The organism is Chromatiales bacterium, assembly GCA_014762505.1.
Classification (GTDB): Bacteria; Pseudomonadota; Gammaproteobacteria; order SpSt-1174; family SpSt-1174; genus SpSt-1174.
Genome location: JABURS010000018.1, coordinates 51534 through 74764, shown reverse-complemented (window position 1 = coordinate 74764; position 23231 = coordinate 51534). Strand labels below are relative to the sequence as shown.

Annotated in this window: 20 protein-coding genes and 1 pseudogene; 16 read left to right on the top strand and 5 right to left on the bottom strand. The window is 67.4% G+C overall.

Annotated features, from left to right (window positions below; all coding sequences use genetic code 11):
• The first annotated feature begins 62 nt into the window (after positions 1-62).
• The 9 genes and pseudogenes from HUJ28_01640 to ispF all read left to right on the top strand — a co-directional run bounded on the left by HUJ28_01640 (position 63) and on the right by ispF (position 8107).
• A pseudogene (locus HUJ28_01640) lies at positions 63-461 on the top strand (diguanylate cyclase).
• Between the two features lie 29 nt (positions 462-490).
• Positions 491-973 carry a YbjN domain-containing protein gene (locus tag HUJ28_01635; GenBank protein ID MBD3618160.1) on the top strand — a complete coding sequence of 161 codons (483 nt, stop codon included), beginning with the start codon at positions 491-493 and terminating at the stop codon, positions 971-973.
• A 70-nt stretch (positions 974-1043) separates the two neighbouring features.
• Positions 1044-2528, top strand: a complete 1485-nt coding sequence (locus HUJ28_01630) for a YdiU family protein (protein ID MBD3618159.1) — start codon at positions 1044-1046, stop codon at positions 2526-2528.
• A gap of 154 nt (positions 2529-2682) precedes the next feature.
• Entirely contained in the window at positions 2683-4335 is a 1653-nt protein-coding gene (locus tag HUJ28_01625) for a CTP synthase (GenBank protein ID MBD3618158.1), read from the top strand.
• Entirely contained in the window at positions 4332-5168 is an 837-nt protein-coding gene (kdsA, locus tag HUJ28_01620) for a 3-deoxy-8-phosphooctulonate synthase (protein MBD3618157.1), read from the top strand. The genes HUJ28_01625 and kdsA overlap by 4 nt, the downstream gene beginning before the upstream one ends.
• Before the next feature lie 56 nt (positions 5169-5224).
• On the top strand, positions 5225-6508 hold the full coding sequence (gene eno / locus HUJ28_01615) for a phosphopyruvate hydratase (GenBank protein ID MBD3618156.1): 1284 nt from the start codon (positions 5225-5227) through the stop codon (positions 6506-6508).
• Between the two features lie 97 nt (positions 6509-6605).
• The gene (gene ftsB, locus HUJ28_01610) at positions 6606-6899 is read left to right on the top strand and encodes a cell division protein FtsB (protein ID MBD3618155.1); all 294 of its coding nucleotides are present in this window, start codon (positions 6606-6608) and stop codon (positions 6897-6899) included.
• Positions 6896-7606 carry a 2-C-methyl-D-erythritol 4-phosphate cytidylyltransferase gene (ispD, locus tag HUJ28_01605; protein ID MBD3618154.1) on the top strand — a complete coding sequence of 237 codons (711 nt, stop codon included), beginning with the start codon at positions 6896-6898 and terminating at the stop codon, positions 7604-7606. The genes ftsB and ispD overlap by 4 nt, the downstream gene beginning before the upstream one ends.
• A 15-nt stretch (positions 7607-7621) precedes the next feature.
• Positions 7622-8107, top strand: coding sequence for a 2-C-methyl-D-erythritol 2,4-cyclodiphosphate synthase (ispF, locus tag HUJ28_01600; protein ID MBD3618153.1), 486 nt, complete (start codon positions 7622-7624; stop codon positions 8105-8107).
• 149 nt (positions 8108-8256) lie between these two features.
• On the opposite strand, the gene HUJ28_01595 is transcribed toward ispF, so the two are convergent.
• Both HUJ28_01595 and HUJ28_01590 read right to left on the bottom strand, forming a co-directional pair.
• A complete protein-coding gene (locus HUJ28_01595) occupies positions 8257-8700 on the bottom strand; it encodes a DUF302 domain-containing protein (GenBank protein MBD3618152.1) in 444 nt (147 codons plus the stop codon).
• Positions 8697-9728, bottom strand: a complete 1032-nt coding sequence (locus HUJ28_01590; GenBank protein ID MBD3618151.1) for a c-type cytochrome — start codon at positions 9726-9728, stop codon at positions 8697-8699. The genes HUJ28_01595 and HUJ28_01590 overlap by 4 nt, the downstream gene beginning before the upstream one ends.
• A 178-nt stretch (positions 9729-9906) precedes the next feature.
• Here HUJ28_01590 and HUJ28_01585 point away from each other — a divergent pair, with 178 nt between their 5' ends.
• On the top strand, positions 9907-11619 hold the full coding sequence (locus HUJ28_01585; GenBank protein MBD3618150.1) for a chemotaxis protein CheW: 1713 nt from the start codon (positions 9907-9909) through the stop codon (positions 11617-11619).
• 3 nt (positions 11620-11622) lie between these two features.
• Here the strand turns inward: HUJ28_01585 and HUJ28_01580 are convergent, their stop codons facing one another.
• Positions 11623-13983 (bottom strand): DNA polymerase II, encoded by a 2361-nt coding sequence (locus HUJ28_01580; GenBank protein ID MBD3618149.1) that lies wholly within the window; start codon positions 13981-13983, stop codon positions 11623-11625.
• Between the two features lie 17 nt (positions 13984-14000).
• On the opposite strand from HUJ28_01580, the gene HUJ28_01575 reads away from it, so the two are divergent.
• From HUJ28_01575 to HUJ28_01550, 6 genes are all read left to right on the top strand, one after another.
• A complete protein-coding gene (locus HUJ28_01575) occupies positions 14001-14513 on the top strand; it encodes a pyridoxamine 5'-phosphate oxidase family protein (protein MBD3618148.1) in 513 nt (170 codons plus the stop codon).
• 315 nt (positions 14514-14828) lie between these two features.
• A complete protein-coding gene (gene nagZ, locus HUJ28_01570) occupies positions 14829-15875 on the top strand; it encodes a beta-N-acetylhexosaminidase (GenBank protein ID MBD3618147.1) in 1047 nt (348 codons plus the stop codon).
• 27 nt (positions 15876-15902) lie between these two features.
• Positions 15903-17033: a mechanosensitive ion channel family protein gene (locus HUJ28_01565; GenBank protein MBD3618146.1), complete on the top strand. Its 1131-nt coding sequence runs from the start codon at positions 15903-15905 to the stop codon at positions 17031-17033.
• Positions 17034-17205: 172 nt separating this feature from the next.
• Positions 17206-17574 carry a DsrE family protein gene (locus tag HUJ28_01560; protein ID MBD3618145.1) on the top strand — a complete coding sequence of 123 codons (369 nt, stop codon included), beginning with the start codon at positions 17206-17208 and terminating at the stop codon, positions 17572-17574.
• A gap of 40 nt (positions 17575-17614) precedes the next feature.
• The gene (locus tag HUJ28_01555) at positions 17615-18172 is read left to right on the top strand and encodes a hypoxanthine-guanine phosphoribosyltransferase (protein MBD3618144.1); all 558 of its coding nucleotides are present in this window, start codon (positions 17615-17617) and stop codon (positions 18170-18172) included.
• A 24-nt stretch (positions 18173-18196) separates the two neighbouring features.
• The gene (locus tag HUJ28_01550) at positions 18197-18937 is read left to right on the top strand and encodes an S-methyl-5'-thioinosine phosphorylase (GenBank protein MBD3618143.1); all 741 of its coding nucleotides are present in this window, start codon (positions 18197-18199) and stop codon (positions 18935-18937) included.
• A gap of 42 nt (positions 18938-18979) precedes the next feature.
• Here HUJ28_01550 and HUJ28_01545 read toward each other — a convergent pair whose 3' ends face one another.
• Both HUJ28_01545 and mfd read right to left on the bottom strand, forming a co-directional pair.
• Positions 18980-19696, bottom strand: coding sequence for a peptidoglycan binding protein CsiV (locus HUJ28_01545; protein ID MBD3618142.1), 717 nt, complete (start codon positions 19694-19696; stop codon positions 18980-18982).
• 21 nt (positions 19697-19717) lie between these two features.
• Positions 19718-23188 (bottom strand): transcription-repair coupling factor, encoded by a 3471-nt coding sequence (mfd, locus tag HUJ28_01540; GenBank protein MBD3618141.1) that lies wholly within the window; start codon positions 23186-23188, stop codon positions 19718-19720.
• Between the last annotated feature and the right edge of the window lie 43 nt (positions 23189-23231).

Here is a 23231-nt window from a genome sequence, read left to right as displayed (position 1 = left end):
ATGAGATGCCGGTCTGTCTCACTCTCATGCAAAGGTAAGATCAACCATTTAATCCGCTTACCCATCACTTCAAGCAGATCAACGATCGCCACGGCCACCTGGTCGGCGATGAGGTGCTGCAGGACGTGGCGGCACTGATACGCCTCAACCTGCGGGCCTATGACGGGCTTTGTCGCTACGGCGGCGAGGAGTTCCTGGCCTGCCTGCCCGAGACGGGCCTGGACGAGGCCGCCAGCGTGATGGAACGTCTGCGCGAGGCGGTGGCGGCGGCGAAGCTCACGGTGAAGGGGGTTACCGAGCCCCTGCGTGCGACGGTCTCGATCGGCGTGGCCGAGATGGGACCGGAGGGCGACGTGGAGGCGACCTTCCACGCCGCCGATGTGGCCCTGTACCGGGCCAAGCACGCCGGGCGAAACCAGGTGGTGCTGCATCGCGGGGGCGATGCCGAGCCTGGTGCGTGATGACGACTACAACAACTAAGGGAGCAAAGATGAAGAAGACATGTGGATGGTTGCTGCACCTGGTGCTGGCGGCCGGTCTGCTGGCAGCAGGCCCGGCAACGGCGGCGGACAAGCTGCATGCCCGTCTCACGGGCGAGCAGCTACAGGGCCTGATGCAGGACCTGGGCTATCGGGCCCAGCTCGGCGTGGATGATGCCGGCGACCCGATGATCGACAGCACGGCCTCCGGCTACAAATACCGGGTGCTGTTCTACGATTGCGATGGCGACAAGGGCTGTGGCGCCCTGGAGTTCTGGGCCGGCTTCGATGCCGACGAGCCCGGTGACCTGGCCAAGATGAATGAATGGAACCTCAACAAGCGCTTTGGCCGCGCCTATCTGGACGAGGAGGGTGACCCCATCGTCACCATCCACTACAACCTCGCCGGTGGCGTCACCCAGGCCAACATCGAGGACATGTTCGAGTGGTGGGAGCTGGTGGTCGCGGAGTTCGCCGCCTACGTGGACTTCTAGCCACGCCTGACCTCAAATCCCTGCAAACGGCGGGTTGATCGTCAACCCGCCGGGCCTCACCATCCACGCCATGAGACGCCTGCAGGAACTCCAGTTCGACAACAGCTACGCTGCTCTGGGCGAGAGCTTTCACGACCGCCCGTTGCCGGCGCCGTTTCCCGCCCCCTATCTCGTCGACTTCAACCCGGCCGTGGCCGAGCTCATCGGCCTGCACCCGGACGAAGCGGCACGGCCCGAATTCCTGACAGTCTTCAGCGGCCAGCAGAAGCTGCCGGACATGGACCCGGTGGCCATGCTCTATGCGGGCCACCAGTTCGGCGTCTTCGTACCCCAGCTCGGTGACGGGCGGGCCATGCTGCTGGGCGAGGTGGTCGCACCGGACGGTTCGCGCCACGAGCTGCAGCTCAAGGGGGCCGGGCCCACGCAGTATTCGCGGGGCGGCGACGGGCGCGCCGTGCTGCGCTCCACCATCCGCGAGTACCTCTGCAGCGAGGCCATGCACGGCCTGGGCATCCCCACCACCCGTGCCCTGACCATGGTGGGCAGCGACCTGCCGATCTACCGCGAGGGTGTGGAGACGGCCGCCATCCTCACCCGCGTGGCCCCCAGCCATCTGCGGTTCGGCAGTTTCGAGGTCTTCTACCACCGCGGCCAGTTCGACCGGGTGCGCCAGCTCGCCGACTACCTCATCGAGCGGCATTACCCCGAACTCGCGGACAGCAGCACGTCCTACCTCGACCTGCTGGCCGAGATCACCCGCCGCACGGCCGAACTCATCGCCCGCTGGCAGGCGGTGGGCTTCGCCCACGGGGTGATGAACACCGACAACATGTCGGTACTGGGGCTCACGCTGGACTACGGGCCCTTCGGCTTTCTCGACGCCTACGACCCGGGCTTTGTCTGCAACCACTCCGACCACGGCGGGCGCTACGCCTTCCACCGCCAGCCGCAGATCGGCCTGTGGAACCTGGGCTGCCTGGCCCATGCCATGCTGTGCCTGTTCGACGCGGACGAGACGGCCGCGGCCGAACAGGCCCGGGCGGTGCTGGAGTCGACCTATGGCCGGCACTTCGGCCGTCACTACGCCGGCCTCATGCAGGCGAAGCTCGGCCTGCGCGAACCGCGGGAGACGGACGGCGAGCTGGTGGAGCGGCTGCTGGCACTGCTGGCTGAGGGCAGCACGGACTACACGATCTTCTTCCGCCGGCTGGCAGACTTCGAGCCTGGCACCGACAACCGGGGCTTGCGCGACATGGTGCTCGACCGCGAGGGCTTCGACGCCTGGGCGCGGGACTACGCCGCGCGCCTGCGGGAGGAGGGCGTGCCGGATGCCGAACGCGCGGCCGCCATGCGGGCCGTGAACCCGAAATACGTCCTGCGCAACTACATGGCCGAGATCGCCATCGCCAAGGCCGTGACCGGCAGGGACTTCAGCGAGATCGCGGCCCTGCGCGAGCTCCTCGCCAGGCCCTTCGACGAGCATCCGGGCATGGAGCGCTACGCCGGCCTGCCGCCGGACTGGGCCGACCGGGTGCGGGTGAGCTGCTCCTCCTAGCCGGCCTCCCCGGGGTCCTGCGCTAAGTGCCTGATTTCCTGCCGAAGATACGCTGTCTGTCACACGGGTTTCATTGAGCGGACGCGGCGGCTCTGGTATCCTTTAAGCCCGTCTGGAATCACCTTCCGCCTTTTCTGACAACCCGAAGGTTTTTATGACCCGATACGTGTTCATCACCGGGGGCGTGGTCTCTTCCCTGGGCAAGGGCATTGCGTCCGCTTCCCTGGGTGCCATCCTCGAGGCGCGGGGCCTCAAGGTCACCATGCTCAAGCTCGACCCCTACATCAACGTCGACCCGGGTACGATGAGCCCGTTCCAGCACGGCGAGGTGTTCGTCACCGACGACGGCGCCGAGACCGACCTCGATCTCGGCCACTACGAGCGCTTCCTGCGGGTGAAGACCAGCAAGCGCAACAACTTCACCACCGGCCAGGTCTACGAGGACGTGATCCGCAAGGAACGTCGCGGCGACTACCTGGGCGGCACGGTGCAGGTCATCCCGCACATCACCGACGAGATCAAGAAGAAGATCCGCGAGGGTGCGGGCGATGCCGACATCGCCATGGTCGAGATCGGCGGCACCGTGGGCGACATCGAGTCGCTGCCCTTTCTCGAGGCCATCCGCCAGATGGGCGTGGAGGAGGGTCGCGACAACGTGGTCTACGTGCACCTCACGCTGGTGCCCTATATCGCCGCCGCCGGCGAGATCAAGACCAAGCCCACCCAGCACTCGGTCAAGGAGCTGCGCTCCATCGGTATCCAGCCCGATGTGCTGCTGTGCCGGTCCAACAAGCCGCTGCCCGAGGGCGAGCGGCGCAAGATCGCGCTCTTCACCAACGTCGAGGACCGTGCCGTCATCTCGGCCATCGACGTGGACAACATCTACAAGATCCCGCTCTGGCTGCACGCACAGAAGCTCGACGACATCGTCGTGCGCAAGCTGCGCCTGGACGTGCCGCCGGCCGATCTCAGCGACTGGAAGGACGTGGTCAATGCCATGGAATTCCCGGAGGCCGAGATCACCATCGGCATGGTGGGCAAGTACGTGGACCTCACCGAGTCCTACAAGTCGCTCAACGAGGCCCTGACCCACGCCGGCATCCACACGCGCACCAAGGTCAACATCCACTACATCGACTCCGAGAAGCTCGAGGTCGATGGCATCGACGAGCTGGAATCGGTGGACGCCATCCTGGTGCCCGGCGGCTTCGGCTCGCGTGGCGTGGAGGGCAAGATCCGCGCCGTGCAGTATGCCCGCGAACATGGCGTGCCCTATCTCGGCATCTGCCTCGGCATGCAGGTGGCGGTGATCGAGTATGCCCGGCACAAGGCCGGTCTGGCCGGTGCGCACAGTACCGAATTCAACCACGACACCCCACACCCGGTGATCGCGCTCATCACCGAGTGGCAGGACGAGACCGGCGCCGTACAGACGCGCGATGCCGAGTCCGACCTGGGCGGCACCATGCGCCTGGGCGCCCAGTCCTGCAAGCTGACCGACGGCACCCTGGCGCGCGAGACCTACGGCGAGGACGTGATCTCCGAGCGCCACCGCCATCGCTACGAATTCAACAACAACTACCGGACGCAACTCGAGGACGCCGGGCTGGTCATATCCGGTACCTCGATGGACAGCAACCTGGTCGAGGTGGTGGAGCTTGGCGACCATCCCTGGTTCCTGGGCTGCCAGTTTCACCCGGAGTTCACCTCCACGCCGCGCGACGGGCACCCGCTGTTCGAGGGCTTTGTCCGCGCGGCACGCACACATCACGAAAAGACATCCGGTAACGAGGCCGAATCTGCATGAAACTCTGTGACTTCGAGGTCGGTCTGGACCGGCCGTTCTTCCTCATCGCCGGTCCCTGCGTCATCGAGAGCGAGGCGCTCGCACTCGAGACCTCGGGCCGTCTGAAGGAAATCACCGATGCCCTGGGCATCCCCTTCATTTACAAGTCCTCCTTCGACAAGGCCAACCGCTCCTCGGCCTCGAGCTTCCGCGGCCCGGGCATGGAAGAGGGGCTGCGTATCCTGGAGAAGGTGAAGGCCGAGATCGGCGTGCCGGTGCTCACCGACGTGCACGAGGACACCCCGCTGGATGAGGTCGCCGCCGTCGTCGACGTGCTGCAGACCCCGGCCTTCCTCTGCCGCCAGACCAATTTCATCCAGAACGTGGCCCGCACCGGTAAACCCGTGAACATCAAGAAGGGCCAGTTCCTCGCCCCCTGGGACATGGGCAACGTGGTGGACAAGGCCCGCGCCGTGGGCAACGAGCAGATCATGGTCTGCGAGCGCGGCTACACCTTCGGCTACAACAACCTGGTCTCCGACATGCGTGGCCTGGCCATCATGCGCGAGACCGGCTGCCCGGTGGTGTTTGATGCCACCCACTCGGTGCAGTTGCCGGGCGGGCAGGGCAGCTGCTCCGGCGGCCAGCGCGAGCACGTGCCGGTGCTGGCCCGCGCGGCCGTTGCCGCCGGGATCTCCGGCCTGTTCATGGAGACCCATCCGGACCCGGCCAAGGCGCTGTCCGATGGCCCCAATGCCTGGCCGCTGCCGCACATGCAGGGGCTGCTGGAGACCCTCAGGGAGCTCGACAACGTGGTCAAGCGCCTGGGCTTCGCCGAACAGAATCTGGGCTGATAAGCGAAGAAATCGCTTTAAGAATAAATATTAACGTATTGATAAGTGGAGATATAATGTCTGATATCGTCGATATCCGGGCCCGCGAGATCCTCGATTCCCGCGGCAACCCCACCGTCGAGGCCGAGGTCGAACTGGTCTCGGGGGAGGTGGGTCGTGCCGCCGTCCCCTCCGGTGCCTCCACCGGTGCGCGCGAGGCCATCGAGCTGCGCGACGGCGACAAGGGCCGCTACCTGGGCAAGGGCGTGCAGAAGGCCGTGGCCAACGTCAACGGCGAGAGCCGCGAGGCCCTGCTGGGCCTGAGCGCGCGTGATCAGCAGGCCCTCGATCAGAAGATGATCGAGCTCGACGGTACCGAGAACAAGAGCCGCCTGGGTGCCAATGCCCTGCTGGCCGTCTCCATGGCCAACGCCCATGCGGCGGCCGCCGCCGCGCGCCAGCCGCTCTACCGCTACCTCGGCGGCGACGATGCCACCCTGCTGCCGGTGCCGATGATGAACATCGTCAACGGCGGTGCACATGCCGACAACAGCGTGGACCTGCAGGAGTTCATGATCCTGCCGGTATCGGCCGGCAGCATCGCCGAGGCCGTGCGCTACGGTGCCGAGGTCTTCCATTCGCTCAAGTCTGTGCTGGCCAAGCGCGGCCTGAACACCGCCGTGGGTGACGAGGGCGGTTTCGCCCCCGACCTGTCCTCGAACGAGGAGGCCATCGAGACCATCCTGGAGGCCATCGAGAAGGCCGGCTTCAAGGCGGGCAAGGACATCTACCTGGGGCTGGATGCCGCGAGCTCCGAGTTCTACAAGGACGGCAAGTACGTGCTGGAGTCCGAGGGCCGCTCCTTCGACGCCGCCGGCTTCGTCGACTACCTGGCAGGCTGGGTGGACCAGTACCCGATCATCACCATCGAAGACGGCATGGCCGAGGACGACTGGGCGGGCTGGAAGCTGCTCACCGAGCGCCTGGGCGGCAAGGCACAGCTCGTGGGTGACGACCTGTTCGTCACCAACACGAAGATCCTCCAGGAAGGCATCGACAAGGATATCGCCAACTCGATCCTCATCAAGGTGAACCAGATCGGCACGCTGACCGAGACCCTGGAGGCCATCCGGATGGCGCACAAGGCCGGTTACACGGCGGTGGTCTCCCACCGCTCCGGCGAGACCGAGGACGTCACCATCGCCGACCTGTCGGTGGCCACCGGCGCCGGCCAGATCAAGACCGGCTCGCTGTCGCGTTCCGATCGCGTGGCCAAGTACAACCAGCTCATCCGTATCGAGGAAGCGCTGGGTTCGGCGGCGCGTTACGCCGGCGCCGGCGCCTTCAAGCAGCTGGGCTGAACATCGGCCTGACCGTGGCCGGCGGCACGTCCGCCGGCCACGGATCTTCTGCGCCCCGATTCATCAAGCCCCGGAGGCAGCGAAACGCGTCATCACCATGCGCTGGTTGCTCATCATTCTCGCTGTTCTGCTGGTGCTGTTGCAGTACCGCCTGTGGGTAGGTGACGGCAGCCTCGCCGAGGTCTGGCGGCTGCACCAGGCCGTGGAGGAGCTGCGTGCCGAGAATGCCGAGCTGCGTGACCGCAACGAGGCACTGGAGGCCGAGGTGAAGGATCTCAAGACCGGCACCGAGGCCATCGAGGAACGCGCCCGCAGCGAACTGGGCATGATCCGCGACGGCGAGGTCTTCTACCAGGTCGTCGAACCCCCGCAAGACACCCCCGAACCATGACCAGCGTACGTTACTGGGCCGTGATCCCCGCCGCCGGCGTCGGCAGGCGCATGCGCGCGGACCGCCCCAAGCAATACCTCTCCCTGCTGGGCCGTACCGTGCTCGAACACAGCATCGCCCGCTTCGACGCCCACCCGGCGATCGCCGGCATCGTGCTGGCCGTGAGCGCGGACGATGCCTACTGGCCCGGGCTGTCCGTGCGCACGCAAAAGCCGCTGTTCATCGCCCCGGGCGGCAGGGAACGCAGCGATTCGGTGGGCAATGCCCTGGCCGTGCTGGCCGCGCATGCCGCCACCGATGACTGGGTCCTGGTGCACGATGCGGCCCGCCCCTGCCTGCGTCCCTCCGACATCGACCGGCTCATCGAGGCCCTGATCGGCGACGCCACCGGCGGCATACTGGCCACGCCCGTGCGCGACACCATGAAGCGGGCGGGGCAGCGCGGCGGCATCGACCGTACCGAGGAGCGCGAGGGTCTGTGGCACGCCCTCACACCGCAGATGTTCCGCCTGGGCGCCCTGCGCGAGGCCCTGGCACGGGCGGCGGCGGAGGGTGCGGTGATCACCGACGAGGCCTCGGCCCTGGAATACGTCGGCCAGGCCCCCTTGCTGGTCGAGGGGCGGGGTGACAACATCAAGATCACTCGTCCCGAGGACCTGGCGCTGGCGGAGTTCTTCCTGCGCCAGGAAGCGGCAGAAAACGCATAGACAGGAGCAGACGCGATGCGCATCGGTCACGGTTACGACGTCCATGCCTTCACCGAAGGCGACCACATCGTGCTCGGCGGGGTGCGCATCCCGCATGGCAAGGCCTTCGCCGCCCACTCCGACGGCGACGTGCTCATCCATGCGCTGTGTGACGCCATCCTCGGCGCCCTGGCCCTGGGCGACATCGGCCGTCACTTCCCCGATACCAGCCCCGAGTACAAGGGGATCGACAGCCGCATCCTGCTGCGCAGGGTGATGGAGCTCGCCCGCGAACAGGGCTGGGTGATCGGCAACGTCGACAGCACGCTCATCGCCCAGGCCCCCAAACTCGCACCCCACATCGATGCCATGCGCATCAACCTGGCCGAGGACCTGCACTGCGGTACCGACCAGGTCAACGTCAAGGCCACCACCACCGAGCGCCTCGGCTTTGCCGGTCGCGAGGAAGGCATCGCCGCCCATGCCGTGGTGCTGTTGCACGAGTACCGGCGCAAGCTCTGATCTCCCTCGCCGCCGCGATGACGACTCCCGCACCGATCCGGTCCAGTCCAGCAGAGCACAGGCACTGATGAATTCCCGTTTCTGCCGACACGCCATCGCCCGTCAGGAATGACGGGCCGCAAGGCCACGGCTACGGGATGGTGCCCCGCCTAGTCGACGGCGTTGAGGATGGCGCGGAAATCGCGCTCCCAGCGCAGAAACACGTCTTTCAGCTCTGGGTCGTCGAAGAACTGCGTGAAGTGCGCGGGGTTGATGGCGACCAGGAGGGTATCGCCGTCCTCGGCGAAGATGGCGATCTTCGGCGGCAGGTAGGGGATGGTCTCGGGATGGGTCTCGGTAAGCCAGCGAATCTCCTCGGGCTTGCCGAAGAAGACCACGCGGTACTTGTCGGTCTCGTAGCCCATGGCGGTGAGTCCGATATCCACGCGCTGCACGCGCGAGAGGGTATAGCCCTGATCGGCGATGGCCTGCTGCAGGGCCAGCATGGTCTCCGGGAAGGCCTGTGACGAGCGGGTCATCAGCAGGTCCTCGGCCAGGGCCGGAGCGGCCAGGCAGGCGAGCAGCAGCAGGGCGGCTTGCAGGTGGCGCGTCATAGCGTTGCCTCCTCGAGCAGGTCGCGATAGATGGTGTGCATTTCCTCGCAGGCGGCATCGAGTTCGCGGTTGTTGAAGAGGTCGCTCAGGCGCAGCGGGTTGATGGCCATGAGCTGCACGCCACCGTCGGCATCCTCCACGGCGGTGATGCGACAGGGCAGGAACAGCCCCACGCGCGGATCGATCGTCAGGGCCTCGTTGAGGAAGTTGAAGTTGCAGAAGTAGAGGATCACCTCCTTCTTCGAATCCTGTCCCTCTGGGCGCAGGCCGTCCTCGAGGGTCTGCTCGCGGATGATGCGGAAGTTCTTCGAGATCACCGCCTGTCGCAGGTTCTCCACCGTGCTGTCGAGGTCATAGGGCGAGTCGACGACCATGATGGCCGCCTCCGAATCCTCGATGGGGGGTTCGGGCGTGAGCCCGCGCAGGTGAGTGATGATGTCGTCGATGTCCTGCTCGCTCAGGCCGGCCTCGATGAAGGAGATCATGGGGGTGCCGGCACGGCCGTGGATCAGGGTATGGCGGATCATCGCGTCGCTCGCGGCCTGCTGAAAGCCGCTGTTGTTGAGCGCGGGGGCGATGATGGGCAGGTCGCGCGGCCGGGAGAAGGTGACGCCGGTGCCGCGACCGCCCTCGCCATTGGCGCCGTGGCACTGGGCACAATGCTGGGCGTACAGCGCCTGCCCGCGCAAGGGGTCGCCGTCCACGGCCACCTCGGGCAGCCCAGGTTCCGGCACGCCGCCGAGCTCGCGGATGTGAGCCACGATGGCGTGGATCTCGTCCGCCGAGAGCTGGTGGAAGGCGGGCATCACGCGCCCGGGCCGGCCGAGCTGGATGGTCTTGAAGAGGTAGTCGTCGGTCACGCCGCCGAGAAACGAGGGCAGGGCGATGGGGACGCCCACGCCGCCCATGCCGGCATCGCCATGGCAGCTGCTGCAGTGCTGGGCGTAGAGCTCACTGCCGCGCGGTTCGGCCTGTACCGTGCCGGCGGCGAGCAGGAGCAGGCAGGCGAGCAGGATTCGATAGGACATGGTGTATCCAGCCAGTCAGGGTTTGCGGTGTCGATAGCATGGCATGCGCTCAGGGTAACGCGTTGATCCATATCAAGATAGCCTCGTCTGTCCCGGGCGGCGCCGGCAGCACTTCAACATTTGTGACGCGCGGCCGATAAAAGGCTTGCAGCTGTTACCCGCCGAAGGGATGTCGCGCTTGACCACGAATGTCGCCCAGACCGACCTGATCCTGTTCGCCGTCGGACCCGTGCATTGCGCGGCCGACAGCGGGCCGGTGGATGCCGTGCTGGCCGCGGGGCGGCTCTCGCACCTGCCGGGCGAGCGTGACAGTGCCGGCGTACTGCGCCATGGCGGGCGGCTGGTCACGGTGGTCGACCTGCGTCAGCGCTTCGGCCTGGAACCCGCCACAGGCGCCGGCCAGCGCATCCTGGTCGTCGAGACCCCGGCGGGCCCGGTCGGCTACCGGGTCGATCGTGTGGACAACGTCGTTTCCCGCAGCGACGGCCGCTTCGGCCCCACGCCGCGCTACGTCCCCCGCCAGGTCTTTCCCGGCACCTTCACCCGCGAGGGCCGGATCCATCTCTATGCCGACCTTGCCCGGCTCCGCGAGCTGCCCGCCGCCGGCTGGCTGCAGGCGGCGGGCCTGTTGCCGGCGTCGACGACCGCCCCGAACGAGCCGCGTCCTGTCGCGACATCACCCGGTCCCGACGCGGCGCCGGGGACGCCGCCCGGGGCCGAGCGTCCCGCGCCGGCAGGGAGCGACCACGGGCCGACCCTGTCGTCTCCCGCCGGCCGCGGGCAGACGCCCACGCCAGCTCCGGTCCAGCCAGCGACCACGGTGCAGACGCCTGCTCCGCCCGCCGCTCCCCGGCCGCCCGTGCAGCAGGACGCAGATGCTACACCGCGCAAACCGGGCCTGCCAAAGGCCCCTGCGGCAGCGACACGGGCCGGCCCTCCATCCCGGCAGGAGGCAGTGCGACCGCCCCCCGCACCGGCCACAGGCACCGCCAGGGGGTGTACCACGGATCGCAGTGTGGCGGGCGCCAGGGCAGGGGAGGTGTCGCATCGCTCGCCGGTCGGGGACAGTCCGCGGTCGATGGCCACGGACCCGCCGGCCGGCATGGCCATGCCGGCATCGGACGGCGGGGCCTGGGGCGGCCTGCTCCTGGTCGCCGGCCTGTGTCTCCTGCTCGGGCTGGGTGCCTGGCTGCTGCTGGGTGGCGGCGAAGGACGCGCCCCGGCCTCTGCCACGGCAGAACCGTCGCCGTCACCACCGGCGCCAGCGATGGCGCCCGAGGTGGCGCCCGCAGACTCACCGCCGCCCGTGCCCGCGCCCGTCGCGACGGTGACCGTCGAGCCCGGGCCGGCATCCGAACCACTGCCCCCCGCGGGCGAGGCGCAGCCCGGCGCGCTGCCCACCCTGCAGCGCGAGGGCCGACGCGTCACGCTGATCCTGGACGAGGTCCCGTCAGGGTCATCGGCCGTGCCGCCGGGCGATGTCGGGCCCGAGTCGTCGACGGTCCTGGCGCAGGATACGCAGGTGGATGCCGGGGCATTCCTGCCGGAGCGGGAGACAGCGGAACGGGCGGCGGGGCCGACCGCACCGGACGGGGAGGATCCGGCAAGCCAGGCGACACCCGAGGCCCCGATCGACGGGGAGGCGGTGGCCGCAGGTGGCGAGATGACTGCCGAGGAGGCGCCGCGTCTGCACCAGGGGCGGGTGATCCGGCGCGAGATCCTGCACGTGGTCCGCCGCGGCGACACCCTGTGGGCCATCGCCGCACGTTATCTGGATGATCCCTATCGCTATCCCGAGCTCGCGCGCCTGAGCGATATCCGCAACCCGGACCTCATCTATCCCGGCGACGAGGTGCGCATCCTGATCCTTGGGGCGGCGACCGGCGAATAGCCCTCAGAGCAGGCTGATCTGGCGCTGCACGATCTCGTCGAAGCGCGTGCCCAGGAAGTAGAGGATGCCATCGGCCACCGGCCTGAGCTGGCGTTCCTCGTAATGCCGGTAGTCGATGGGGGCGTGGCGGCTGGCCAGCGGTTCGGGGCCGGCCTGGGTGATGAGGTAGGCGATGGTCCGGCCGGGGGTGGCCAGCTTGCGGGCCGCCTGCACGTGGGGCGGCACGTTGCGCTGGTAGTCTTCCAGGCGCCGGCGCAGGCGCTTGCGGTAGACGAGCTGGTCATCGAGTTCGCCGGCGTGGAGCCGCGCCACCGTCTCGCGAACAAAGGCCTCGTAGGGTTCGTCCTGGAAGATGCGCCGGTAGAGCTCCTGCTGGAAGGCGCGCGCCAGCGGCGTCCAGTCGGTGCGCACGCTCTCCAGTCCCTTGAAGACGAGACGCACGCCATCCCCCTCGCGCACCGTGCCGGCATAGCGCTTCTTGCTGCCCTTGTCCGTGCCGCGGGTGGTGGGCATGAGAAAGCGCAGGTAGTGGGTCTCGAACTCGATCTCCAGGCGCGATTCCAGGTCGAACTCGCGGGCCAGCCGCTCCCGCCACCAGTGGTTGAGATCGTCTGCGAGCCGCTCGCCGGTGGCGCGTGCCGCCGTCTCCGCGATGTCCGGGCCGAGCAGCACGAACAGCGAGTCGGTGTCGCCGTAGATCACCTGCAGGCCCTGTTCCTCGATGAAGCCGCGGCTCTCGTTGATCACCTGGTGGCCGCGGCGCGTGATGCTGCTGGCCAGGCGCGGGTCGAAGAAGCGGCAGCCGAAGGAACCGAGCACGCCGTAGAAGGAGTTCATGAGGATCTTGATGGCCTGGGAGAGGGCGGCATTGCCCGCGCGCCGCGCCCGGTCGCGCTCGGCCCAGAGCTGCTCGATCAGCTGCGGCAGGATGGCGCCCTCGCGGGCGAAGCGGGCGCCGAGGAATCCCGGCACGCCGTCCGCGTCGCCCAGGGCCAGGCCCAGCGGATCGATGCGAAAGCTGCGGATGATGCTCGGGTACAGGCTCTTGAAGTCCAGCACCAGCACGTTGTCGTAGAGACCGGGTGCGGAATCCATGACGAAGCCACCCGGGCTGTGCACCGGGTTGGGGTGCGCGCCCACGTCCGGGGCGACGAAACCGGCGCGGTGCAGGCGCGGCAGGTAGAGGTGATCGAAGGCGGCCACCGAGCCGCCCGGGCGGTCCAGGGCCAGGCCGGTCATGCGCGTGCGCTGCACCAGGAAGGCTATGAGGTCGGCCTGCGCGAAGATGTCGATGACCAGCCGGGCGTCCTCCAGGTTGTACTCGGCCAGCGCCAGCGGGTGCTCGCGGTAGAGACGGTGTATGGCGGCCAGCCGGTCCTCGTCCTCCACCAGCTTGCCGCGGCCGAGCAGCTGCCGGGCCACGGTCTCGAGCTCGAAGCTCTCGAAGGACCAGGTCGCCATCTTCAGGCAGTCGATGCCATCCAGTGCCACGCGCCCGCTGATGCGTGCCGTGCGCGATTGCCCGTCATTCAGCGGCGGCAGCACCTGGGCGGGTTCGTCGTCGCGGCCCAGGCAAAACGGCAGTCGGTGGTGGCGGCAGCGTCGCGCCAGCAGGTCGAGGTCGAAGTTGACGAGGTTCCAGCCGATGAGCAGGTCGGGATCCAGCGTGCGGATGTGGTCCATGCAGGCGCGCAGCAGGGCCGGTTCGTCCGGCACGAAGCATACGTGCCCCGGGGTCCCGGGCGGGGCCTTGCCGACGACGTACACCTGGTCTTGCACGCCGTCGCTCAGCGCCACCGACCAGATCTCGCCATCGAGGCCCGCGGACTCGATGTCCAACGAGAGCAGGGTGAGACGGGGGGCGACCTCGGCGGCCTGCAGGATGGGGTTCAGGTACTCGCGATAGCCCGGGCGCGGACGGGATTCGCCCCGCAGGCGCAGGCCGCCCTGGATGAAGCGCTCCATCAGGAAGCGGTCCGCCGGCTTGACGTCGGCCTCGAGCAGGGGGATGCCCTGGGCCCGGGCCGTCTCGCGGAAGCCGGCGAGATCGCGCTGCTGGCGGAAATAAAGCGCATCGACCGGCCCGCCTGCGAGCGCGGTCAGCTCGACGGGCCGTCGGCGTGCGCCCGGGGGCAGATGCGCGGTGGCCTGCTCACGCGCGATGAAGCACACCGCCTCCTGGCCGGTGATCACGATACGCAGCGGCCCCTCGTCGCTCCAGGCCCAGAACACCAGCTCGATGCCACCCGGGCCGTCGCGCCACTGGCGGGTGAGGAGAAAGGCATCGATGGGGGCGTGGTCTGGCACGAATCGGTGATGAAGGTTGGCGGGCGGTCGGCTATTGTAGCCGAACCTGTCATCCATCCGACGACGCAACCGACATGTCCGATCCCCGCGAATCGCTCGAACGGGCCCGCGAGGCCTACACCGGCTTCATCGATGGCTTCCAGAGCCTGATCCTCGCCACGGCGGACGGGCAGGGCAGTCCGCTGGCGAGCTACGCCCCCTACGTGCGGGACCCGCAGGGGGGCTTTTGCATCTTCGTCAGCGAACTGGCCGAGCACACCGGCAACCTGCTCGCGCGCGGCGAGGCCTCGGTGCTGTTCATCGAGTCCGAGGCCGACACCCGTCAGATATTCGCCCGCCGCCGGGCCAGCTTCCGCTGCCAGGTGACGGAAGTGACACGTGGCACGGAGGGGGCCGGTGCCATCCTGGCCCGCTTCGCCGGGCGCTTCGGCGAGATCATGGGCCTGCTGTCCGGGCTTGGCGACTTCCGCCTGCTGCGACTCACGCCCGTGGAGGGGCGTTTCGTCATCGGCTTCGGCCAGGCCTACCGGCTGGTCGGCCCGGGGCTGAATGACCTCGCGCCGATCGGCCCGGACGAGCGGGGCTAGCGAACCGTTACGGTGCAGCCCCCCGCTGACCGGGGTCGGACTGGTGCAGCAAGGCGGGCCGGTGCCACGCTGCCAGCACCGGAGATCGTTGTTTTCGCCCCTTTTCCCGATTTGGCACGCGATCTGCATTATTCCTGGCGGAAGGTCTTCACGGGTCTTCCGATTGTTCGTTCGTCATTTCTTCACTCCTCCTTTCTCTCGGGCGCCTCTGGCGCCCGCTTTTTTTGTGCCCGCCTTTTTGGCACGGGCGGATTCGGCAGGCGCCGCCGGTTTCGATACAATCGGGGCCTTTCCACCAACCGATAGAGGATGGCCATGGCCCTGGGCCCCGTGATGCTGGATCTCGTTGGCACCGAGATCACGCCTGAAGAACGCGAACTGCTCCTGCACCCCCAGACCGGCGGGGTCATCCTCTTTACCCGCAACTTCGCCTCCATCGCCCAGCTCACCGAGCTGGTGCGCGAGATCCACGCCCTGCGCGATCCGCACCTGCTGGTGGCGGTGGACCACGAGGGCGGACGGGTACAGCGCTTTCGCGAGGGTTTCACGCGACTGCCGCCGGTGAGCCGGCTGGGCGGGATCTACCGCAAGGACCGCGCGCAGGCCCGCGCGCTGGCGAAGGAGAGCGGCTGGCTGATGGCGGCCGAGCTGCGCGCCGTGGGCATCGACTTCAGCTTCGCGCCGGTACTGGACGTGGCCCATGGGCTCAGCGGCGTGATCGGCGACCGCGCCTTCCACGCCGACCCCGAGATCCTGGCCGACCTGGCCCATCACTACATGCAGGGCATGAACGAGGCGGGCATGGCCGCCACCGGCAAGCACTTCCCCGGCCACGGCGGGGTGAAGGAGGACTCCCACCAAGCCCTGCCGGTGGATCGCCGGCCGCTGGCGGACATCCGTCAGGCCGACCTCGTGCCCTTCGAGCGCATGATCCACTACGGCCTGGCGGCGATCATGCCGGCCCACGTCATCTACAGCCAGGCCGACCCGGAGCCGGCCGGCTTCTCGGCCTTCTGGCTCAAGGGCGTGCTGCGCCACGAGCTGGGCTTCCAGGGCGTGATCTTCAGCGACGACCTCAGCATGGCGGCGGCCCACGTCGCCGGCAGCTTCTCCCAACGCGCCCGCAAGGCGTTGGACGCCGGCTGCGACATGGTGCTGGTGTGCAACCATCCGGAGGGCGCCCGCGAGGTGCTGGAGAGCCTGGAAGGCTTCGACGATCCGGTCTCGCAGGTGCGCCTGGCGCGGATGCACGGACGTCGCCCGCAGTCCTGGGGCGGACTGCATGACTCGCCGCGCTGGCAGCAGGCCGCCCGGGCCGTGACCGCCTACGACGAATCGCCCTATCTCGAAATGGACGTCTGACACCCACCTCAACGCATCGATCTGCCCATGTCCGATATCAGCAACTGGCTCAAGACCCTGATCGAGACCCACGACCTGGGGGGCTGGATGACCCAGGTGTTCGTCGTGGTCCTGACCGTCGTCGTGATCAACTTCGTCAGCGCCTGGGTGCTGGCGCGTCTGCAGCGCCGGGCCGAGCACACCAGGCCAGTCTGGGACGAGGCCATGATCCGTGCGGTGAAGCTGCCGCTGAACCTGCTCATCTGGGTGGTGGGCATCGCCTTCGCGGCGGAAATCGTGCACCAGGAGACGCAGGCCCCGCTGTTCGAGGCGGTGGGCCCGATCCGGGATGCCCTGGTGATCGTGCTCATCACCTGGTTCCTGGTGCGCCTGGTGGGCGAGACCGAGGCATCCGTCATCGAGCGGCGCACCCGGCTGGGCAAGGAGATCGACGACACCACGGTGAAGGCCGTCGCCAAGCTGCTGCGCCTGTCGGTGATCATCACCGGCGTTCTGGTGGGGCTGCAGACCCTGGGCTTCAGCATCTCCGGCGTGCTGGCCTTCGGCGGTATCGGCGGCATCGCGGTAGGCTTCGCCGCCCGCGACCTGCTCGCCAACTTCTTCGGCGGGTTGATGGTCTATCTCGACCGTCCCTTCGTGGTGGGCGACTGGATCCGTTCGCCCGACAAGGACATCGAGGGCACGGTGGAGGACATCGGCTGGCGCCTGACGCGCATCCGCCGTTTCGACAAGCGCCCGCTGTACGTACCCAACGCGATCTTCACCAGCATCGCGGTGGAGAACCCCTCGCGCATGACGCACCGGCGCATCCACGAGACGATCGGCATACGCTATGATGATATCGGCGTGATGGACGCCATCGTGCGCGACGTGAAGGCCATGCTCATGGCGCACGAAGAGATCGCCCAGGACCAGACGATGATCGTCAATTTCAACGCCTTCAATGCCTCGTCGGTGGACTTCTTCGTCTATACCTTCACGCGCACCACGCAGTGGATCAGGTACCACGAGATCAAGCACGACGTGCTCTTGCGCATCGCCGACATCATCGCCGCCCATGGCGCCGAGATCGCCTTCCCAACGCGCACCCTGCACGTACCCGACGGCCTGAAACTCGCCGGCGGGGAGGGCGCACCGGAGACCTCCCGTCCCGGCTGAAAGCCCGTGATCTGACTGGGGTATTCGCTGCGGGCGCGGCTTGGTGCGCCCTGCGGCGACAGTGCGGGAAAGGGGAATATCAGTAAATTAGGTAGTGCTGGATTTGTGAAGACGGCAGTCCTATAATTCGCCACTTTTACACTGAAGCACGACTGACTCGGGAGAGAATCCTATGGCTGACAAGCTGATGATCGTGATGGTCAACACCGACCCGTCCAACGGCTCCGAACTGGGCGCCCCGTTCTTCCAGGCCACCGTGGCTGCCGCCATGGAATATGAAGTGGAAGTCATCATGACCGGCCGCGCTGGCGAGCTGGCCAAGAAGGGCGTTGCCGAAAAACTGTTCGTTCAGGAAGGTTCCGACAAGTCGGTCTACGACTTCATGAAGGACGCCGTCGAAGCGGGCGTGACCTTCAAGGTCTGCACCCCGACCCTGGATCTGTGGGGCGACGACCTGATCCCCGAAATCGAAGAAACCGTTGGTGGCGCCTACGTCATCAGCGAGGCGATGGACGACGACACCGTCACCTTCACCTACTAAGCATCGCAGCGTCGATTCTCGCAAGGGAACCCACGACACGATGCCGGTAACGCCCGAAGAGGCCGCACGCGTTTACGCCGAGGCCGACTGTCTGGTCACCGGGGCCGAGATCGATCAGGCCCTGGACCGGATGGCGAAGGCGATTACCGGAGACCTGGCGGATGCCAATCCGCTGGTGATCTGCATCATGACCGGCGGCCTGGTGGCCGCCGGTCAGCTTTTGACCCGCCTCGATTTCCCCCTGCATCTGGATTACCTGCACGCCACACGCTACCGTGGCGCGACCAGCGGTGGTGCCGAAGTGCACTGGCTCGTGGAGCCGCATCGCAGCATCGATGGTCGCAACGTGCTGCTGGTCGATGACATCCTCGACGAGGGCCATACCCTGGCCGCCATCCAGGCCTACTGTCGTGGCCATGGTGCCGCGTCGGTGCGTACCGCCGTGCTGGTGGACAAGCTGCACGACCGCAAGCATCCGGATGCCAGTGCGGACTACATCGGGGTCGAGGTGGAAGACCGCTACCTGTTCGGCAGCGGCATGGATTACAAGGAATACCTGCGCAATGCCGCGGGTATCTGGGCCGTAAAAGAAGACTAACTGGCACGATTTCAAGGAGTGCACATGGCGAGCCTCGCGATCATCGGTGGCACCGGACTGACCTCGCTCGAGGGTCTGAAGATCGTCGGCCGCGAGGTGGTGCACACGCCTTTTGGCGAGCCCTCCGGCCCGCTGACCCACGGTGAGCTGTTCGGCAACGACGTCACCTTCCTGGCGCGCCATGGCTACCGCCATACCATCCCCCCGCATCGCGTGAATTACCGCGCCAATCTCTGGGCGCTGAAGCACATCGGGGTGACGCACGTGATCGCGGTGGCGGCCGTCGGTGGTATCACGCAACGCATGGCACCCTGCCAGCTCGCCGTGCCCGACCAGATCATCGACTACACCTATTCGCGCTCGCACACCTTCTTCGAGGAAGGCCTGGATGGTGTGACCCATATCGACTTCACCCATCCCTACTGCGCGGAGATGCGCCAGGCACTGCTCGCCGGCGGTAAGGAGGCCAGGCTCGACCTGGTGGACGGCGGGACCTATGCCGCCACCCAGGGGCCGCGCCTGGAGACGGCCGCCGAGGTGGACCGGCTGGAGCGCGATGGCTGCGATGTGGTCGGCATGACGGGGATGCCCGAGGCGGCGCTCGCCCGCGAACTCGATCTCTGTTACGCGAGCCTGGCCGTGGTTGCCAACTGGGCGGCTGGCCGGGATGGGAAGGAGATCACCATGGAAGAGATCAGCGAGAACCTGCGCACGGGCATGGACCGCGTGCGCCAGGTGTTGAAGGCCGCCATTCCCCTGATCTGAACAGGCGGGCCGTGATGGCCTGCTCCCTGCGTTCGTGCCCGCCTACTCGGCGGGCGTCTCCAGCGGCGTGATCTGCACCAGCACCCCGAGCAGGGGGTGGTCGATATAGTGCAGCTCGCGGCTGCGCATGCGCCGCTGTTCCTGCATGGGGATGTCGAGCAGCACCGGCATCTGCGTGGGTTCGCCACTCTCCTGATCGATACGCTCCACGACCACCGGCTTGCGCAGCACCAGGTCGGTATGCACGTGCAGATAGCGTCCCAGTATCACACGCACCGTGCCGTCCAGCTGCTCCAGCCGCTCCGGCCCCGGGATCTCCACGATGGTGCCGTCCTCGCCCACTTCCAGGCGAGGCTGCATGCGCTCGGGGTACTGCAGACTGTAGTCCTCGCCCCCGTGCAGGCGGATACGCACCGCATCTTCTGCGGACAGGCCGGGCTGCTGCCAGGCCACGTGACGCAGCACCGTGTAATGCCCCGAGGATTCAAGTAGCCGACGGGCCTCGCCGAGATTGTGTTCGAGCTGTGCAGGGTCCAGGCGCCGGAAGCCGGCGCGTACGTGGCCGTCGAACAGCGCGAGGCTGTCATCCACGGCCGGCGGCTGCGCCTCCAGCGACCATTGTTCCGAATGGAAGGCAGCCTCGTCGTTGTTGGCGAAGACGAGCATCTCGACGTGATAGTCCACGGCCAGGGCGGGCATGGCCAGGATCGTGAACAGGAACAGGGTGGCGAGGGAGGTCTGTGTCGGGTTCGGTCTCACGGAGGATTCCTTGCAGGTTGATCAGGCGGCGTCCTTGAGTGCGAGCTCGCCAAGCAGGCGTTCGACAGTATCCACGCGTTTCTGCAGATTTTCCAGTGACAGGGAGAAGCGCAGCTTGTCCTGGCCGTCCAGGCGATAGCGCTGCGGATCGGACTGGATCAGGCGTATCACGCTGGCCGGATCGATGTTCGGCGTGGCGTTGAAGATGATGCGTCCGCCCTGTTCGCCGACATCGAGCTTCTTCACGCCCAGCGCCTCGGCCTTCAGTTTCACGCGGTTCACCTCGAACAGGGCCTTGGCCGCGTCCGGCAGCAGGCCGAAGCGGTCGATCATCTCCACCTGCAGTTCGCGCAGTGCCTCTTCGTTCTCTGCGCTGGCGATGCGCTTGTAGAGCACCAGGCGGGCGTGGATGTCAGGCACGTAGTCGTCGGGGAGCAGGGCGGGAACGCCGAGGTCGATCTCGGCGCCACTGTGCAGCGGCTTGTCGAGCTCCGGCCGCTTGCCCGACTTCAGGGCCTTTACCGCGCGCTCTAGCAGCTCGTTGTAGAGCGTGAAGCCGATCTCCTGGATCTGGCCGCTCTGTTCATCGCCCAGCAGTTCGCCGGCGCCGCGGATCTCGAGGTCGTGCGTGGCGAGGGTGAAGCCCACACCCAGGTCCTCCAGCGACTCGATGGCCTCCAGGCGCTTTATCGCGTCCGGTGTCATCGCCACGCGCGGCGGCGTGACGAGATAGGCATAGGCGCGGTGGTGCGAGCGGCCGACGCGACCGCGCAGCTGGTGCAGCTGCGACAGGCCGAGCTTGTCGGCGCGGTTGATGATGATGGTGTTGGCCGTGGGCACGTCGATACCGCTCTCGACGATGGTGGTGCACAGCAGCAGGTTGAAGCGCTGGTGATAGAAATCCAGCATCACCTCCTCGAGCTCGCGTTCGCGCATCTGGCCGTGCGCGATCCGGATCGAGATGTCCGGCACCACCTGTTCGATGCGCTGCGCCATCTTTTCGATGGTTTGTACTTCGTTGTGCAGGAAATACACCTGGCCGCCGCGGCGCACCTCGCGCAGCACGGCTTCCTGCAGCAGGGCGTCGTTCCACTCGTTGACGAAGGTCTTGATGGCGTGACGCTGCACCGGCGGCGTGGCGATGATCGACAGGTCGCGCAGGCCGGAGAGCGACATGTTGAGTGTGCGCGGGATCGGCGTGGCGGTGAGCGTGAGGATGTCGACCTCGGCACGCAGGTTCTTCAGCTTTTCCTTGTCGCGCACGCCGAAGCGGTGTTCTTCGTCCACGATGATGAGGCCGAGGTCCTTGAACGCCACGTCGCCCTGCAGCAGCTTGTGCGTGCCGATGACGATGTCCACCGTGCCGGCGGCGATGCCGGCGAGCGTCTCCTTGTGTTGTTTCTGGCTGCGAAAACGCGAGAGACCCTCGATGCGTATCGGCCAGTCGGCGAAACGGTCGCGGAAGTTCTGCAGGTGCTGCTGGGCGAGCAGGGTGGTGGGCACCAGTACCGCCACCTGCTTGCCGCCGCTGGCGGCGACGAAGGCCGCGCGCATGGCCACCTCGGTCTTGCCGAAGCCCACGTCGCCGCAGACCACGCGATCCATGGGCCGCTCGGCGGCCATGTCGTCGAGCACCGCCTGGATCGCCTTCTCCTGGTCCGGTGTCTCCTCGAAGGGGAAGGAGGCGGCGAAGGCGGCGTAGTCGTCGGTGTCGGTGGCGAAGGCATGCCCGCGGCGCGCGGCGCGGCGCGCATTGATGTCCAGCAGCTCGGCAGCCACGTCGTGGATCTTCTCGGCTGCCCGGCGCCGGGCCTTCTGCCACTGGTCGCTGCCGAGCTTGTGTAGCGGTGCATCCTCCGGCGCGGTGCCGGTGTAACGGCTGATCAGGTGCAGCGAGGCGACGGGCACGTAGAGCTTGTCGCCGCCGGCGTATTCCAGGGTCAGGAACTCCGCCTCGCTGCCTCCGACCGCGAGCTTCTGCAGACCGATGTAGCGACCCACGCCGTGTTCCTCGTGTACCACCGGGGCGCCGACGTTGAGGTCGGTGAGGTTGCGCACCACGGCATCGGCATCGCGGGTGGGGCGTTTGCGTCGACGCTCCTGCTGGGCGCGCTGTCCGACCAGCGCGCTCTCCGGGATGATGTTGATGCCGGCCTGGGGCAGGCGCACGCCGCTCTCCATCGGCGCCACGGTGATGGCGTAGTCGAGCGCGCTGGCGACGAATTCGGGCCAGCTGTCCACGGTGCGCGGGAAGATCTCGAACTGGCGCAGGGCCTCGATCAGGTGTTCACGGCGACCGGCGGATTCGGCGACGAACAGCAGGCGTCCGGGCCGCGAGGCGATGAACGACTTCAACGTGGCCGCCGGGTCCTCGGCACGCGCCTGCAGCAGCAGGTTGGGCAGGGCCAGACTGGCGAAGTTCTGCACCCCGCTGCCGCCATCCTCGATCTCGAAGCCCTCGATGAGTACGCGGCTCTCGCGCTCAAGGCCCGCGGCCAGCTCCTCCGGCGAGAGAAAGAGGTCTGCCGGCGGCAGCAGCGGGCGCTGCACGTCGTGACGGCGTTGCTCATACCGGTCGGCGGTGCTCGCGGCAAAGCGCGAGGCGGCCGCCTCCACGTCTGCGGTGGTGATGACCAGGGCGTCTTCCGGCAGGTAGTCGAAGAGCGTGGCCATCTGCTCGAAGAACAGCGGGATGTAGTACTCCACTCCGGCCGGCGCACTGCCGTTGCTCACCTCGCGGTAGATGCTGCTGGCCTGCGGGTCGCCCTCGAAGACCTGGCGGTAACGCTGACGGAAGCCCTTGATGGCCTCGTCGTGCATGGGGAACTCGTGGGCCGGCAGCAGGCGGATGCGCTCGACCTTTTCCTGCGAGAGCTGGGTCTCGGGATCGAATTCGCGGATGCTCTCGATCTCGTCGTCGAAGAGGTCGATGCGGTAGGGGTGATTCGCCCCCATCGGGAAGAGATCGACGATGGAGCCGCGCAGGGCGAACTCGCCGTGCTCCATCACCTGGCTCACGTGCCGGTAACCGGCCTGTTCCAGGCGCTGGCGCAGGGCGTCGATGTCCAGGCGTTCGCCCACGTCCATCATCAGGGTGTGGGCGCTGAGGAAGTCGCGCGGGGCGATGCGGTGCATCAGGGTGGTGACCGGGACCACCAGCACGCCATGGCTCAGCGAGGGCAGCCGGTGCAGCGTCTCCAGGCGCTGGGAGATGATGTCCTCGTGCGGGGAGAAGACGTCGTAGGGCAGGGTCTCCCAGTCCGGGAAGCTCAGGATCGGCAGGTCGGCGGCCGCACCGAAGAAGCGCAGCTCCTGCTCCAGGCGATAGGCCGACTGCGAGTCCGCCGTGACCAGCAGGGTGAGGCGGCCGGCGCCGGCCGCGGCCTCGGCGATGGCCAGTCCGCGCGCACAGCCGTACAGGTGCCCCCAGCGCAGGGTCTCGCGACCGGTGGCGGGCAGCTTCGGGGCCAGCAGTGTGGTGGGGCGGTTCATTCCTGGGGGATCCTGATCGGCCTTGAGACGCGGGCTGCAAAGC